Origin of the sequence: Alishewanella sp. HH-ZS (assembly GCF_001704375.1) — a bacterium.
GTDB classification, from domain to species: domain Bacteria; phylum Pseudomonadota; class Gammaproteobacteria; order Enterobacterales; family Alteromonadaceae; genus Alishewanella; species Alishewanella aestuarii.
This window is the reverse complement of sequence record NZ_LZEJ01000004.1, coordinates 102,447-116,670: the sequence shown is the minus strand read 5'-3', so window position 1 is coordinate 116,670 and position 14,224 is coordinate 102,447. Positions and strand designations below refer to the sequence as shown.

The window sequence follows — 14,224 nt, the reverse complement described above, 5'->3', positions numbered from 1 at the left end:
CCGGGGTTTGTCATTAATCTGAGGGGCTAAGGCCCCTGTTACCATTTACGCTTCGGCGCAAATAACTCGTCAATATCTTTGTTGTCTTTTTCACCGCGCTTTTCAATATCTTTGGCATTACCCTGTTTAAGTGCCTGAGTAATTTCTTCCAAAGCCATCTGGGCTTCTGAAATGCGGTTGGTTATATAGTCATGCTGATGATTAGTATTGCGTAAAAACGCCAGTGCTTTTTCAAAATACTGCCGGGCTGAGCCAAGCATATTGTTGGACTGTGCGGTGCGGCCACGTTTTAACTGGCTCTCAACGTTGATTCTTAACTGCAGCAAATCAAGTCGCTTGTCTTCGTCGATCACCAGCTGCGTCTCCACATTACCTCTGGCGTGCTCTGCCCGTAACATGGTACGTAGCTTCTTAATACCTTTGATCATCGCCAGCAACTGCTGATCATTATCTGGCAGTGGCGGTACTTCAGCCACGCTAGGCGTTGCTTTACTGAGTTCGTTGATACGATTTTCGGTGTCTTCCAGTCGTTGCCGGATATCCTTTACGTCTGGTTCTAACTCCACCATGGCCCGCAGCAGGTAAGCATTGCGGCGCAGTAACATCAGGGACAGGCCGGTCGATAATGGGACATTTGCTGCGTTAAACAGAATTTCTTCAGTTTCTTCCAGAGCATGACGCAGCTTGGTATATTCCGCACGCTTCAATGCCCGGATCCGTTCGCGGTGCTGTTGCACCACGTTAACGGTAACGGCAATAATCACCAGAGCTATCGTTAGCGTGATGATCAGGGGTAAGACCATTTATACCTCTGTCTTATTCTGCATAAGCAGTATCTTAATCGGAAACCCTACAGCTGAACAGGTGCTCTGCCACGCAGTGTGCGGTATTGTCAGCTGGTTAGCTGTCAGACTAGCAAAATCCGCACCAGAATCCACTATATTTTTCTGACGCCCGTAGCACTTTTGTCTAACAACATTTTGTTCTAGGTACTGCTATTATAGAAAATTATTGGAATATCTCAGCTATCCGGTATAGTAGATTGCTGCGTTTGAAAGGATCCTTATCGATGAAGTTACAGCAATTGCGCTACATTGTTGAAGTGATGAATCACAATTTAAATGTGTCATCGACAGCAGAAAGTTTATACACCTCGCAACCGGGGATCAGTAAGCAAATCCGTATGCTGGAAGATGAGCTGGGGATCCAGGTGTTCGGCCGCAGTGGCAAGCACCTGACTCATATTACGCCAGCCGGCCGGGAGGTGATTGATATTGCGCAGCAGATCCTGGCCAAGGTGGAAAATATCAAAGCCATCGCCCGTGAACACACCTTACCGGATCAGGGCAAGCTGAATATCGCTACCACACATACTCAGGCCCGCTATGCGTTACCGCCGGTGATCCGTACCTTTATGCAAAAGTTTCCACGGGTATCATTGCATATGCATCAGGGCTCGCCGCAGCAGATTTCTGAAGCCGCATCGCGTGGTGATGCGGATTTTGCCATCGCCACTGAGGCATTACATCTGTATGGTGATCTGGTGATGTTGCCTTGCTACCACTGGAACCGTAGCATTATTGTCCGCAAAGACCATCCGTTGACCCAACTGACCGCCAAGGTACAGATTGAAGATGTGGCGCGTTTTCCTATCGTCACCTATGTATTTGGCTTTACCGGTCGCTCCGAGCTGGACCGGGCTTTTGCCGCCCATCAGCTGGAGCCGCAGATTGTTTTTACCGCAACCGATGCGGATGTGATTAAAACCTATGTCAGGCTGGGCTTAGGGGTAGGGGTGATTGCGTCTATGGCGATCGACCCGCAGCTGGATCAGGACCTGGTAGCCATCGATGCCAGCCATTTATTTGAAGCCTCGACGACTAAGATTGGTTTTCGCAAAGGCGCCTTCCTGCGCAGTTATATGTATGACTTTATTGAGCGTTTTGCGCCGCATCTGACCAAAGATGTGGTAGAGCGGGCCAATGCACTGCGTAGCCAGGAAGAAATAGATCGGATGTTCAGTAAGTTTGAATTACCGGTGCGCTAGCGCAAACTGCTGCTGTAAAATCGCCGCGGTAAACTGAGTTTTCAGATAGAAACCCCGCGGCAGACTCTGTATCGGGCTACCGTCCGGGCCGATGGCCGCTGTCAGGGCTTTACTGTCGGCGGCTTTAGGTCTTAACTGCAGCACCTTGCCATGGGCGCCCTTAATCTGGTCCAGACGCCCGAACGCAATCAACTCCATTAACTCTTCCCAGTCTTGCTGCAGCAGCGCCGCCTCATCTGGGCTGGGCTGCCATAAAAAGCCCTGCCCGATAATGCGCTCTGCCGGCGCGATATGCCGTTCAGCCAGGATCGGTAACCAGAGTACCTGGCTTAGTTTGCGACAGACCCACGACTCCTGCCATTGTTGACCGGTAGCACCCGTTAATGGCGCCACGCAGACATAAGTACTTTCCAGTGGTTTACCATATTGGTCAATCGGCAGGGTTTTCAGTTCGACTGCCAACTCGGGAAAATCCTGTACCGCCTGCGAACCTGCAGTTGCCCCCAGCGCCATTTCCAGCAGTCGTCCGGTCCAGCCTTTTTCACGGCGTAAATCGGCCGGTACGGGTACCTGCAATTGCGCCGCTAACTGACCCAGGGTCAAACCGGCAATCAGCGAGCAGCGCTCTAATAACTCGGTAACAGAAGCAGGTGAGGTGGGCATATGACAATTCTTTGACTTAATGAATGATTACCCTAGCATTTTTTTACGTGGTCGGCTGCTTAAAAAGCCAACAAACTAACTTATGCACAGTCAGAATTTATAATCACACCTTGATTGATTCACTTAATGTTATGAATTTAATGGTAAAAAAGCATTTGTTTCGATACGTACTGCTAAAGTGTCTAAAGTTATTCAGTGATTAACTTAGGCTTATCCAGAGCGTTATGCACAGCAGCTGTGAAAAAACTCACAGCACCCTTGCTTATCTTCTGCTCATTGTGGATAAGTTGTGTGATGTTTGGCTGAAAATACCGTTTGCCGCCACGACAACTTTATGAAAGAATCCTTGTATAGCAGAAATTTAGATGCTTGAGGTTTGTGTGATCGATGCCGAGGGTTTCCGGCCCAATGTCGGCATAGTGATTTGTAACACCTTTGGACAGGTGTTTTGGGCGAAACGATACGGTCAGAATTCCTGGCAATATCCACAGGGTGGCATTGATGATGGCGAAACGCCGGAACAGGCCATGTACCGCGAACTGCACGAAGAAGTTGGGCTCAGGCCTGAAGATGTGGAAATTATAGCGACAACCAAACACTGGCTACGCTATAAGTTACCCAAGCGACTGATTCGTAAAGATAGTAACCCTGTGTGTATCGGGCAGAAGCAGAAGTGGTTTTTACTGCGGCTGACCTGTCGGGAAGAAGACGTCAATCTGGCGAAAACCAGTCACCCGGAGTTCGATAGCTGGCGTTGGGTCAGTTACTGGTATCCGGTTAGACAGGTGGTTTCCTTTAAACGGGAAGTCTATCGCAAGGTTATGAAAGAATTCGCTCCGGTCGCTTTGCCTTTTGTTCGTCGGGACAGCAGTAAACGTAAAGTATAAACAACCTTTAATGTGAAGAGGTTAGCATGCTAGGCCAGTTGCGGCGAATTGTTCAGGATGTGGCACAGGAGCCGATACTTAACAAGGCGCTCGCTGGCTTGGTAAGTAGTGTTAAGCATGCATTGGCAACCGAATGTTGTTCGGTTTATCTGGCTGATTATCAGCAACAGCACTTTATGCTGATGGCAACCGATGGTTTGAATCAGGATGCGGTCGGCAAAGTCTCCATTGGTTTTTCTGAAGGCTTGATTGGCTGGGTTGGCCAGCGTGAAGAGCCGATCAACCTGGCGCAGGCTCACCTGCATCCGCGTTTTAAAGTCACCCCCGAGGTCAGCGAGGATCGCTTTTCAGCTTTTCTTGGGTGTCCGATTATCCACCACCGCAAAGTATTAGGCGTACTGACGATCCAGCAATCAGCCGAGCGGGTATTTAGCGAAGATGAAGAGTCTTTTCTGGTTACCCTGGGCGTACAGTTGGCGTCGGTACTGGCTAACGCTGAGATGCGCGATGCGGCCAGTCGCAGTTCCGGTTATCAGCAGCAGGTTTCTCAGCTAGCTGGCTTGCCCGGTGCGCCCGGCATGGCCATTGGTCAGGCCTATGTGTTGCAACCTGCCAGTGATTTTGCGGCGATCTCGCTGAAAAAAGCCGAGGATCCGGAAAAAGAGCTGGCGCACTTTTACCGCGCTGTCAAAATCACCAAGGCGGAATTTAACCGGCTGGCCGAGCGTATGTCGCAGCATTTACCGGAAGATGCGCTGGCTATTTTTGATGTGTATCACCAACTGCTGGATGCCGCCAGCCTGGGACGGGAAATTGAAGCGCAGATTGCAGAGGGCTGGTGTGCAAAAAGCGCGCTAAAACGTGTGGTGGAGCGCTTTGCCCGCCAGTTTGATGATATGGAAGATCCCTATCTGCGCGAGCGCGGCCTGGATATCCGCGATCTGGGGCAGCGGGTATTGAATAATTTACTGGATACGGAACAGCGGCGTGCGAAACTACCCGAGCAGGTGGTGCTGGTCGCTGATGAAGTCACCGCAACCATGCTGGCGGAAATCCCGCGTGAACAACTGGTTGCAGTAGTGTCTTTACGTGGTTCGGTTAACTCACATGCTGCTATTATGGCCAGAGCACTGGGGATCCCGGCGGTAATGGGTGTCAGTGAGCTGCCGCTGTTGCATTGGCATGAGCAGAAACTGATTGTCGATGGTTATCAGGGGCTGATCCTGTTGTCGCCAACTGAGGCGTTGAGCAACGAATATTTACGCCTGATCAGTGAAGATCAGGCCATGCATGCCCGCTATCAGCAAGAAATCGCGCTGCCGTCACAATCACAATGTGGCGAACGTTTTAAGTTAATGGTCAACTCGGGTCTGGCGGTTGAGCTGGAGAATCAGCATGCGCAGTACACCGACGGCGTTGGTCTGTATCGAACCGAATTTCCTTTTATTATTCGCAGCCGCTTCCCAACCGAGCAAGAGCAAATCGAACTCTATGCCAAGGTGTTAAGCAGCTACCCGCAGAAAACGGTAGTGATGCGCACTCTGGATGTTGGGGGCGACAAGGCGTTACCTTATTTCAGTATTATTGAGGAGAATCCGTTTCTGGGGTGGCGGGGGATCCGTTTGACGCTGGATCATCCGGAAATTTTCCTGGTGCAGATCCGGGCGATGGTAAAAGCCAATGTCGGACAAGATAATCTACATATTTTATTGCCGATGGTGTCGGATCTGGCGGAAGTTGATGAAGCCATCCGACTGATCCGCCAAGCCTGCTTCGAGGTTGGTGACGAGTTAGGCATTGCGGTACCCCGGCCGAAAGTGGGGGTGATGATTGAAGTGCCTTCGGTACTTTATCTGTTGCCTGAGTTGGCGGCCCGGGTCGATTTTTGCTCCGTGGGTACCAACGATTTAACCCAATACTTATTAGCCGTTGACCGCAATAATGCCCGGGTGGCAAACCTGTATGATGCGCTGCATCCTGCCGTATTACGTGCCTTGAACCAATTAGGGCAACAGGCGCAGGCGCTGCAGTTTCCAATCAGTATTTGTGGTGAGCTTGGCGGTGAACCGGCTGGGGTCTTACTTTTGGCGGCGATGGGGTTTCGGCGCTTTAGTATGAACAGCAGCAATTTGGCGCGGATCAAATGGTTACTGCGCCGGGTAGAACTGTCTGAACTGGCGTTATTGCTGCCGGAAGTGCTGTGTTGTCATTCGCCAAAACAGGTACGGTTGCAGGTTCAACGTTTCCTCGAGCACAAGCAGTTGCTAACCCAGGTCAGAACCTGACAGTGCGGGAGCTAATGGTCAAGAAGCTGATAGCCCAGATGAATTTACGGTACCTCCAACCCGATAATGCTGACAAACAGAACGGCCAAGGCTCAACAAGCGCAGTCGCCTCTGCTACACTGGGCGTACTTTTCTAACTGAGTTGTCATTTTGCTATCCATTTTCCTGTTAACTGCCTTGTTGGGCGCACTGGTCGGGTTATTGGCCGGTTTGCTCGGTATCGGTGGCGGTTTGGTCATAGTGCCGGTGCTGGTGGTGATGCTGCCGGCTTTTGCAGTAGTGCCGGCTGAACATGCGATGTTGGTGGCCATTGCAACCTCGCTCGCTTCGATCATTATTACCTCCCTCTCGTCAGTGCGGGCGCATCACAAACGGAATAACGTCAGCTGGCATATCGCCGTGCCGGTGATGCTGGGGGCAGGGAGCGGCGCCTTATTGGTCGGCTATCTGGCGCACAATTTAAGTGGCAAGACGCTGCAACTTATTTTTGGTGTCGCTGTCGGTTTATTGGCGCTTAGAATGTTAAGTGCGCAAAGTGCCACCGGCAAGCTACCACTGCCGGCAAGGCCGCTGTTGGCCGTACTGTCGGCATTACTGGGCAGTTTCGCCGCCTTACTGGGGATTGGCGGTGGTGCGCTGATTGTGCCTATGCTGAACTATTTTAGTGTCGACATGCGCCGGGCTATCGGTTGTGCGGCGGCCAGCGGTATTGCGATAGCAGTATTTGGTACCGTCGGCTACGTCAGCGCAGGCTGGCAGCATTATAGCTTGCAGCAGGGCTTTATTGGTTATATCTATTTACCTGCATTACTGGGGGTAATCAGTACTTCGGTGTTTACCACCTCTGTCGGAGCCACGCTGACGCAGCGGTTGCCGGTGTTGACCATTAAGCGGGTATTTGGCGTATTTTTGTTACTGGTGGCGGCGCGGATGATACTGAGCTGAGATCGTCAACCGCATTAAAGTAGGGACATTATGACAACTGAAGTTTTTTACACCCATGCAATTAATCCGGTGGCACTTGACCTCGGGTTTTTGAAAATTCACTGGTATGGTGTGATGTATCTGGTGGCCTTTGCTATCGCCTGGTGGCTGGCGAATCGTCAGGCGGCGGAACCCGGTTCCGGCTGGGACAAGGAGCAAGTCAGCGATCTGTTGTTCTACGGCTTTCTCGGCGTGCTGCTGGGTGGCCGCCTGGGTTATATTCTGTTCTACCAGTTTAGTTATTTGCTGCAGGATCCGCTCTATCTGGTGCGGATCTGGGAAGGAGGCATGTCGTTCCATGGCGGCTTACTTGGGGTATTGGCGGCGATGGCACTGTTTGCCCGCAAATATCGCAAGTCTTACCTGGCTCTGGGCGATTTTGTTGCGCCATTGATCCCGCTTGGGCTGGCTGCAGGGCGGATCGGTAACTTTATCAACGGTGAATTATGGGGCCGGCCGACTGATGTGCCCTGGGCGATGGTTTTCCCTACCGGTGGTGACATCGGCCGCCATCCGTCACAACTCTATCATGTGGCGCTGGAAGGACTGTTGCTGTTTGCGATCATTATGCTGGTTCGCCGTGCTAAACCGGCAACCGGCACCCTGGGCGGCGTCTTTCTGGTCGGTTATGGTATGGCGCGCTTTACTGTCGAGTTTTTCCGTGAGCCGGATGCACATCTTGGCGTTTTATCCTTTGGTATGACGATGGGGCAGTGGCTATGCTTGCCGATGATGATTGCCGGCCTGGCAATTATTGTTTTCGCCCGCTCCCGTGCCGTGACTGCCGGAGCTAAAGCATGAAGCAGTATCTTCAATTATGTCAGCGGATCATTGAGCAGGGAACCTGGGTGGAGAATGCCCGCACCGGTACCCGCTGTTTAACCGTCGTTAATGCCGATCTGGAATATGATGTGGCAAATAATCAGTTTCCACTGCTGACTACCCGCAAAAGCTATTACAAGGCGGCGATTGCCGAGTTGCTGGGTTATTTGCGCGGCTATGACAGTGCGGCACAGTTCCGTGCACTTGGTTGCAATACCTGGAATGCCAATGCTAACGAAAATCGCGCCTGGCTGGCTAATCCACATCGTAAAGGTGAGGATGATATGGGGCGGGTGTACGGTGTGCAGGGCCGGCGTTGGCAGAAACCAGATGGTACCACCCTGGATCAGCTACAAAAGGTGGTGACTAATCTTAGTCAGCGTATTGATGACCGGGCAGAAATCCTGACCTTTTACAATCCGGGTGAGTTTGAATTAGGGTGTCTGCGGCCTTGTATGCATACCCATACCTTCAGCCTGCTTGGCGATACCCTGTATCTGACCTCCTACCAGCGTAGCTGTGATGTGCCGCTTGGCCTGAATTTTAATCAGGTACAATGCTTTGTGTTGCTGGCGCTAATGGCACAGATCACAGGTCTTAAACCGGGCAAGGTGTATCATAAGATCGTTAATGCCCATATTTATGAGAATCAACTGGAGCTGATGAAAATACAGCTGCAGCGCGAGCCTTACCCGTCACCGCGTTTGACTATAAACCCTGATATACGTAGCCTGGCCGATCTGGAAACCTGGGTCACACCGGATGATTTTGTGTTGCACGATTATCAGTGCCACCCGCCGATTAAATACCCTTTTAGCGTCTAGTCAAAAAATCATCTCTTGTTGTGGCCTGTTTTTTGCTTTAAGCAAGTTGATAACCAGCAAGAGGTGATTATGAACAAGTGTCTTGGCCTGCCGCTAGTGGCATTGCTTGCCAGCTGCGCGCATCAGCAACCTGAACCGACAGTGTCGATGCCGGTTCGTCAGGTCTCTGCCGTTGGCTTAAGCCCACAGCCCCTGGGTTTTTATACCCAGCGTCTGGCGGAACAGCTTTTTCAAACGCCTGCCGGACAACAACCTCAGTTGCGGCATAAAATTGCCATCAGTAGTTTTGTACCGGTGCGGCAATTGTCACTGGTCAATGCTGGTACAGAGCAAACGGATTTAGCCAATCAGCTGGCGGAAAGTCTACTCACCGAAGCGGTACAGCGCGGCTATGAAGTCGTCGATATCCGGTTACGTGCGGCGGTACTATTGCAACAGGATCATGAACAAGCCTTTTCCCGCTTATTACACGAGCTACAGCAACAACAGCAAGCCCGGGTGTTACTCAGTGGTACCTTTGTACCGCAGGAGGATGGCTGGATTGTTAATGCGCGGCTGATTGATATTCAAAGTCAGCAGGTGCTGGCTGCTGCCACCGACTATGTGCCAGATAATGTGTTGTGGAGTGCGGAGAAGATGCTGAAAAGAGGTAATTTTTTATATCGTAGCGATCGAATTGGAGAGCGCCCATGAACAAATCAGCTATCAGTGTCGCTATCTTGCTGGCATTGAGCGGTTGCGCCCAGCAAGCGGCACAACCCAAGGTAGTGCCAGAAAACGCGGTGTCAATGCGCGGTGACTTAGCAAGGCAAGAACGTATTTTACAGCAGAAGGCTTTTGCTGTTGAGTCTGCCCCGACGCAGCAGCGACAAACCCCGGTTATCACGCTGGACCATTATGCTCGTAATCTGGTACATGATTTGATGGCAAATCACCATCGGGTAGAAGAGCAAGCCATGGTCGCCGTGACGGATTTGGCATTTCTGGATTCTGATTTGCAGCACGGCTCGGTATTCACCAATCACCTGAGTGAAGCCATTATCTATGACTTGCATCTGTTTGGTGTGCCGGTACTGGATTTTAAAGTCACCGATTATATCCGGGTGACGGAGAAAGGTGACTTTGTACTGAGTCGTGATTTTAGCGAGTTATCGGCAGAGTTACCGATCAAATACGTGGTTACCGGTACTGTAACGCGGCATCAGGCTGGAGTGATGTTAAACGCCAGATTAATCCAGATTGACAACAAAAGAGTGATTTCGGCGGCTCGCACCTTTGTACCAGCGGCGGTTTATAACGCTATTCTGCAACAGCGTCAGGATAACAGTTTAAAATTAAAACAGGGTTGATTGCCGGTGTTGTACCGGTAATACGAAATCTGAGTAGTTAACATCAATACGCTCTGCACAAACCTCGTTATTTTTCTGAGGCTTTGCTAAAGTTTAAGCCAAGGCTGCCGACAAGTAGAGGTTAGCCTAATCTGGGGTCAGGAGCGTATGATGAAAAGCAACTATCTGGCATTGCTTGCCGGTGCCGTCTTGCTAAGCGGCTGTTACAGTTACCAAAGATCGGAGTGTGATAGCAAAGGCAATTGCCGGACTGAGGTCCGCCGCCAGGTACAGGACCAGTCAGCGGCCGATCGGGTTATGCCGGTATCTTCCGGTCAGACGACCAGCCCGCTTCGGCAAAATGGCTGGATGGTGCCGCATCAGTATGTCACCAGTTTAAATGCCAACAAGCAACTCAATGACTATGTGGCACAAATGGCCATGCAACTTGTTGAGACTTTCCATTATTTCCCTGTAGAGTCACGGGTTGCTGTGGCGTCTTTCGTCGATCTGGATAGTGAGTTAAATCGCACTAATGTCCTAGGTAACCAGCTGGCAGAAGCCTTTATTCATCAGTTCCAGCAATTTGGTATCCAGGTAGTGGATTTCAAAACGACTCGGGATATTCAGGTGACACCCAGCGGCGATTTTGTCTTCAGCCGGCAGCATAGTCAGCTTGATATGATGCAGCAGATTGATTATGTGTTATCCGGAACTATGGTGTTCTTGCCTCGTGGTATCATGATTAATGCCCGGGTAATCAATTTCCGCACTAAGGTTGTGGCAGCGAGTTCGCAGCAGCTGATCCCGCATTTTGTGGTTAGCTCGCTGTATCCGCAAATACTGCGCTAGGAGATGGCCGCCCCAACAGGAATCGAACCTGTAACTGCCCCTTAGGAGGGGGCCGTTATATCCATTTAACTATGGGGCGGGCGGCGCAGAGTCTAACAGACTGAAAAGATTCTGTGAATCTTTTCGATGGCGGCTAGTTTGCCGCCAGACTGACGATATCACCAGTTTGAATATGATTGAGTAATTGTTGTGACGGCGACGCTGCCCAAGCGCCATCTGGCGTCACTTCAGTTAGCAGCAGTTGCAGTGGACTGTGTAATAAGCGGCGTATCTGGGCATCCTGAGGATCACGTTGTAACTGAATAATCTGGATCTGGTCACCAACCTTTAAACCATGATTGGTGCCCAATGCGATCTGAATTTGTTGTTGGCGAACCTGTCGGATTTGGGTGAGTAAAGGCTGGCATTGCAGTTGTTGACTAATATCCTGTGCAGCAGTGCGCAATACCTGATCAATTTTCTGCCCATATGGCATCTGCCAGAATGCCATGCTGTGGCTGCCTGGGGTTGACTCTGCCGATGGCCAATAGCTGCCCGTACGATACTCCTGTTGATAGCGCACCCGGCGTTCAAAGGTGTCATATAGCCAAAGTTCAAAGGCAAAGAAACGCTCATGTTGCGCGCTTTGCCAGAATTTATGTAATGGTCTTCCCAGCGACAAATCGTTAATACTAGCCAGAAGCACAAATTGATGACCTCGGGCAAAAAGCGCATCTGCGCTAGCCTGATCTAGCATTTGTAACGGAATAATTTGGGGTGCGGGTTCAATCACTAAAGCAGGTGCATAGTCGCGGAGGTGGCGTTGTAGCTGCTTACTGCTGTCACTACCTAGCTGAAACAGCTGACCGATGATCGCATCCTGGCGTGCCTGAAGTTGCACGTCACTGACCAGTAACGGTATCCGGTATTGCCCCCGGCAAGCTTTACCCTCGGCTACGATATGGGCTTTCAGTGTTATTGTTACCTGGTTTTTACTTTGAACCTCCGACAGCAATTGCACCTCCTTCAGCTCGGCAGCACTACTAAGCGTGATCTGACTATGCTGCATAATGCCTTGAATCACCTGCTGCTGGCTTTGTAAACGAGCGCCGGCAAACAGGCTGGCACGTTGCAGAGCGTCTTCGATAGCTGCGCGTCGGGCGCTGTTCAAATCGCCACGCTCTATAGCGGCTTGCCCGGTCGCTTCATACCAGTTAGCCAGAGCGGCCGTATTCAACCCCAGACTGAGACAGCCCACAGCTGCCAGGATCGCGCCTTTGATTATTTTCAGTTTCATAACAAACCTGTTAATCACCACGTTGGTAATAACATGTATAAAGCAAAGTTTATGCCTAACTGGCATTTTTTTTGCTAATAACAATACAGCAGTTTGGAACGCATGCTGTTTCAGTGCAAGCTGGCGGTGTGTATTGGTTAACAGTAGGGCTCTCAAACTGTGCTGTCGTGAGTAGTTTGGCAGTGCAGGCTAAGACTAAAGGTAACTATTATGAACAGGTTAGGTATTGTTTTGCTCGGCGGTGTGCTCGTTACGGCTGGCTGTAGTCAGTTTGCCGATCGTCATATTGAGTACCAGCATGAGACACCAGTTAGCTTCCCAGTGATTACTGCGCTGGGTGCAGCGCCAATATCGTTACAGCAGGGCAGTAACGAGACGCAAAAGATGCTGCTGGCTATGCGGGCGTCAAAGCTTGAGGCCTATCGTGAGTTGGCGGAGCGGGTATATGGTCAAAGAATTGACAGCCAGAATACCGTCAGTGCTATGGTGGCAAAGAATGATATACTTGAAGCTTCAGTTCAGGGCTTGATCCGTGGTGCCAGGGTAGTGAAAAGCTATGCTGTAGATGATACTTACGTGACGGAGCTGGAGCTCAATTTTGCCGAAGTGTATGCCACCTTGCAACATACTCAACCAAAACAAAGTATCCGGAGTGTGCGCTACCTGTGGTAGCGCTGGTCAGGCTTTAATGCCTGGCCCTTTATTTTCAACAGCCGGTTGGCCTTTACTGGTATAAGTCAGGCCGGATTTGCCTTTCGCGCCCAATAATTCATTCTTAAAGCGTTGCAAAATAAGCTGGCTTTGCTCCAGCGCTTGCTGATTAACGGCGGTTTGAGCTTTGCAGTTGGCTAGTTTTTGTTCCAGCAGTGAACGTTGTTCCAAAAACCAGGCTTCAGTTTTTATCGCTGCTAGCTCTGGCAGTGTCGCAAGTTCAGCATCAGTGGCACTAATTTGTGTTAACAGCGCCGTTTTCTCGGCAATAACCTGCTCTAAGGTTTCAACCTGTCTTTCAGCGAGAGCGGTTAGTTCATTTTTTAAAAGCAGCAACAGCGCATCTAATTGCGCTGCTTGCTTGGTCAGGACAGTGATGATGGGCTCGTAGCTACTGTTCATTTGCGGTCGAATAAATCGCCTTCAAATTGCATAATGCGTTTCGCCAGCATCTCAACATTCACTTTATATTTGCCTTCGGCGATGGCTTGTTTGATTTTATTTACCCGCTCTTGGTCAATACCAGAGCTGTTAGCGGCTTTTTCCTGTAATTTGGAAAATTGCTGTGCCTGTGGGGTAATGGATACCGAATCCTGCTTTTGTACTGCCTGATTGCTGGCATTTTGTTGCACCGCCGTTTGCTGGCGTTGAACTAATTGCTCAGTGCTACCGGCATTGCCGGCCTTGTCAGTTTTGACCTGCGGTGCATTTTGCTGCAGGTTGTTGATATTTATAGCCATATTAGAACCTCATCACCTTAAACACAGTCCTTATGCTTAGGTTAACGGCAGTTTGCCTCTAAACTTTAGCACTTTTTTCAGAATTTAAAACCGGACCTTTACCTGATTGACACCGGTCACTTCGGTGCTAATGGCACGGCCAGATTGTTGATTACGCACCTGGATTACGTCACCCAGGGTACCATCCTGTTGTGCAACGCCTGTGGCGGATACGGCAAGGCCACCTTGGCTGATTTCTATTGTAACAATATCTCCCCGGCATACAAGACAAAGATCCTGTAAACTAAGGATTTGGCCCGCACTCAGGCTGCGTTTATTGCGACTGCCGGCAACTGCTGCGGTATCCTGCACGATATTGCCACGTACCAACCGACGTTCCCGGCGTTGCACTTCCAGCATATCGGCAGTGATGACGGTTCCTGGAGCAATATTTTGTCTGCTGACGACCAAGGTTAACCATTCCGTCAGCCGGGCGGGCAGAAACAACTGCCAGCTAGTTGGCTCAGTACAACTAATCTGTACCGTAGTTTGGCGCGGGTTGGCATTGGCCGGCAGACTGATTTGTGGCTGATGGGCGCAGTCTTTACTGCCAATCCGGCTATCAAGTGCCGTGACGTGGATTTCGCTCTCCAGCTCATCGACTGCCCATGCCGTTTGCAGCCAGTCCTTTACCGCATCAGTCAGTTGCGATGGACTAAATTGTTGCACTTGCGCCTGACACCAGGGACTGATGCTGAAGGCAAGTAGCAGGATGCCGCTGCGGATAAAATTTTCGTACTTTTTCATATGGTTTGGCTATGCTTTA

General features: G+C 50.5%; 16 protein-coding genes and 1 tRNA gene. 10 read left to right on the top strand and 7 right to left on the bottom strand.

Going from position 1 to position 14,224, the window contains the following annotated elements; genetic code table 11:
- Positions 1–38 precede the first annotated feature (38 nt).
- Positions 39–803, bottom strand: a complete 765-nt coding sequence (locus A9165_RS02970) for a hypothetical protein (protein WP_008609911.1) — start codon at positions 801–803, stop codon at positions 39–41.
- Between the two features lie 266 nt (positions 804–1,069).
- Here A9165_RS02970 and cysB point away from each other — a divergent pair, with 266 nt between their 5' ends.
- Positions 1,070–2,047: an HTH-type transcriptional regulator CysB gene (gene cysB, locus A9165_RS02965; RefSeq protein ID WP_065954860.1), complete on the top strand. Its 978-nt coding sequence runs from the start codon at positions 1,070–1,072 to the stop codon at positions 2,045–2,047.
- Here cysB and mutH read toward each other — a convergent pair.
- Positions 2,033–2,710, bottom strand: a complete 678-nt coding sequence (gene mutH, locus A9165_RS02960) for a DNA mismatch repair endonuclease MutH (RefSeq protein ID WP_065954859.1) — start codon at positions 2,708–2,710, stop codon at positions 2,033–2,035. The genes cysB and mutH overlap by 15 nt on opposite strands.
- Positions 2,711–3,090: 380 nt before the next feature.
- Between mutH and rppH the strand changes: the two genes are divergently transcribed.
- The 8 genes from rppH to A9165_RS02920 all read left to right on the top strand — a co-directional run bounded on the left by rppH (position 3,091) and on the right by A9165_RS02920 (position 10,692).
- Positions 3,091–3,597: an RNA pyrophosphohydrolase gene (rppH, locus tag A9165_RS02955; protein WP_039925610.1), complete on the top strand. Its 507-nt coding sequence runs from the start codon at positions 3,091–3,093 to the stop codon at positions 3,595–3,597.
- A gap of 26 nt (positions 3,598–3,623) precedes the next feature.
- Positions 3,624–5,882, top strand: coding sequence for a phosphoenolpyruvate--protein phosphotransferase (gene ptsP / locus A9165_RS02950; RefSeq protein ID WP_065954858.1), 2,259 nt, complete (start codon positions 3,624–3,626; stop codon positions 5,880–5,882).
- A gap of 150 nt (positions 5,883–6,032) precedes the next feature.
- A complete protein-coding gene (locus A9165_RS02945) occupies positions 6,033–6,827 on the top strand; it encodes a sulfite exporter TauE/SafE family protein (RefSeq protein WP_008609918.1) in 795 nt (264 codons plus the stop codon).
- A 30-nt stretch (positions 6,828–6,857) separates the two neighbouring features.
- Positions 6,858–7,667 (top strand): prolipoprotein diacylglyceryl transferase, encoded by an 810-nt coding sequence (gene lgt, locus A9165_RS02940; protein WP_065954857.1) that lies wholly within the window; start codon positions 6,858–6,860, stop codon positions 7,665–7,667.
- Positions 7,664–8,512, top strand: coding sequence for a thymidylate synthase (locus tag A9165_RS02935; protein WP_065954856.1), 849 nt, complete (start codon positions 7,664–7,666; stop codon positions 8,510–8,512). Before lgt ends, A9165_RS02935 begins: the two co-directional genes overlap by 4 nt.
- A gap of 69 nt (positions 8,513–8,581) precedes the next feature.
- Positions 8,582–9,205 carry a FlgO family outer membrane protein gene (locus A9165_RS02930; protein ID WP_008949738.1) on the top strand — a complete coding sequence of 208 codons (624 nt, stop codon included), beginning with the start codon at positions 8,582–8,584 and terminating at the stop codon, positions 9,203–9,205.
- A complete protein-coding gene (locus A9165_RS02925; RefSeq protein WP_065954855.1) occupies positions 9,202–9,861 on the top strand; it encodes a FlgO family outer membrane protein in 660 nt (219 codons plus the stop codon). Before A9165_RS02930 ends, A9165_RS02925 begins: the two co-directional genes overlap by 4 nt.
- 150 nt (positions 9,862–10,011) lie before the next feature.
- A complete protein-coding gene (locus A9165_RS02920) occupies positions 10,012–10,692 on the top strand; it encodes a FlgO family outer membrane protein (protein WP_065954854.1) in 681 nt (226 codons plus the stop codon).
- A gap of 4 nt (positions 10,693–10,696) precedes the next feature.
- Here the strand turns inward: A9165_RS02920 and A9165_RS02915 are convergent.
- Both A9165_RS02915 and A9165_RS02910 read right to left on the bottom strand, forming a co-directional pair.
- A tRNA-Arg gene (locus A9165_RS02915) sits at positions 10,697–10,771 on the bottom strand.
- A gap of 54 nt (positions 10,772–10,825) precedes the next feature.
- Positions 10,826–11,968: a flagellar assembly protein T N-terminal domain-containing protein gene (locus tag A9165_RS02910; RefSeq protein WP_065954866.1), complete on the bottom strand. Its 1,143-nt coding sequence runs from the start codon at positions 11,966–11,968 to the stop codon at positions 10,826–10,828.
- A 210-nt stretch (positions 11,969–12,178) separates the two neighbouring features.
- On the opposite strand from A9165_RS02910, the gene A9165_RS02905 reads away from it, so the two are divergent.
- On the top strand, positions 12,179–12,640 hold the full coding sequence (locus A9165_RS02905) for an LPP20 family lipoprotein (protein WP_065954853.1): 462 nt from the start codon (positions 12,179–12,181) through the stop codon (positions 12,638–12,640).
- A 6-nt stretch (positions 12,641–12,646) separates the two neighbouring features.
- On the opposite strand, the gene flgN is transcribed toward A9165_RS02905, so the two are convergent.
- The 3 genes from flgN to flgA all read right to left on the bottom strand — a co-directional run bounded on the left by flgN (position 12,647) and on the right by flgA (position 14,205).
- Positions 12,647–13,081, bottom strand: a complete 435-nt coding sequence (gene flgN, locus A9165_RS02900; protein WP_065954852.1) for a flagellar export chaperone FlgN — start codon at positions 13,079–13,081, stop codon at positions 12,647–12,649.
- The gene (gene flgM, locus A9165_RS02895) at positions 13,078–13,419 is read right to left on the bottom strand and encodes a flagellar biosynthesis anti-sigma factor FlgM (RefSeq protein WP_008609927.1); all 342 of its coding nucleotides are present in this window, start codon (positions 13,417–13,419) and stop codon (positions 13,078–13,080) included. Before flgM ends, flgN begins: the two co-directional genes overlap by 4 nt.
- Before the next feature lie 84 nt (positions 13,420–13,503).
- Positions 13,504–14,205 carry a flagellar basal body P-ring formation chaperone FlgA gene (gene flgA, locus A9165_RS02890; protein WP_065954851.1) on the bottom strand — a complete coding sequence of 234 codons (702 nt, stop codon included), beginning with the start codon at positions 14,203–14,205 and terminating at the stop codon, positions 13,504–13,506.
- Between the last annotated feature and the right edge of the window lie 19 nt (positions 14,206–14,224).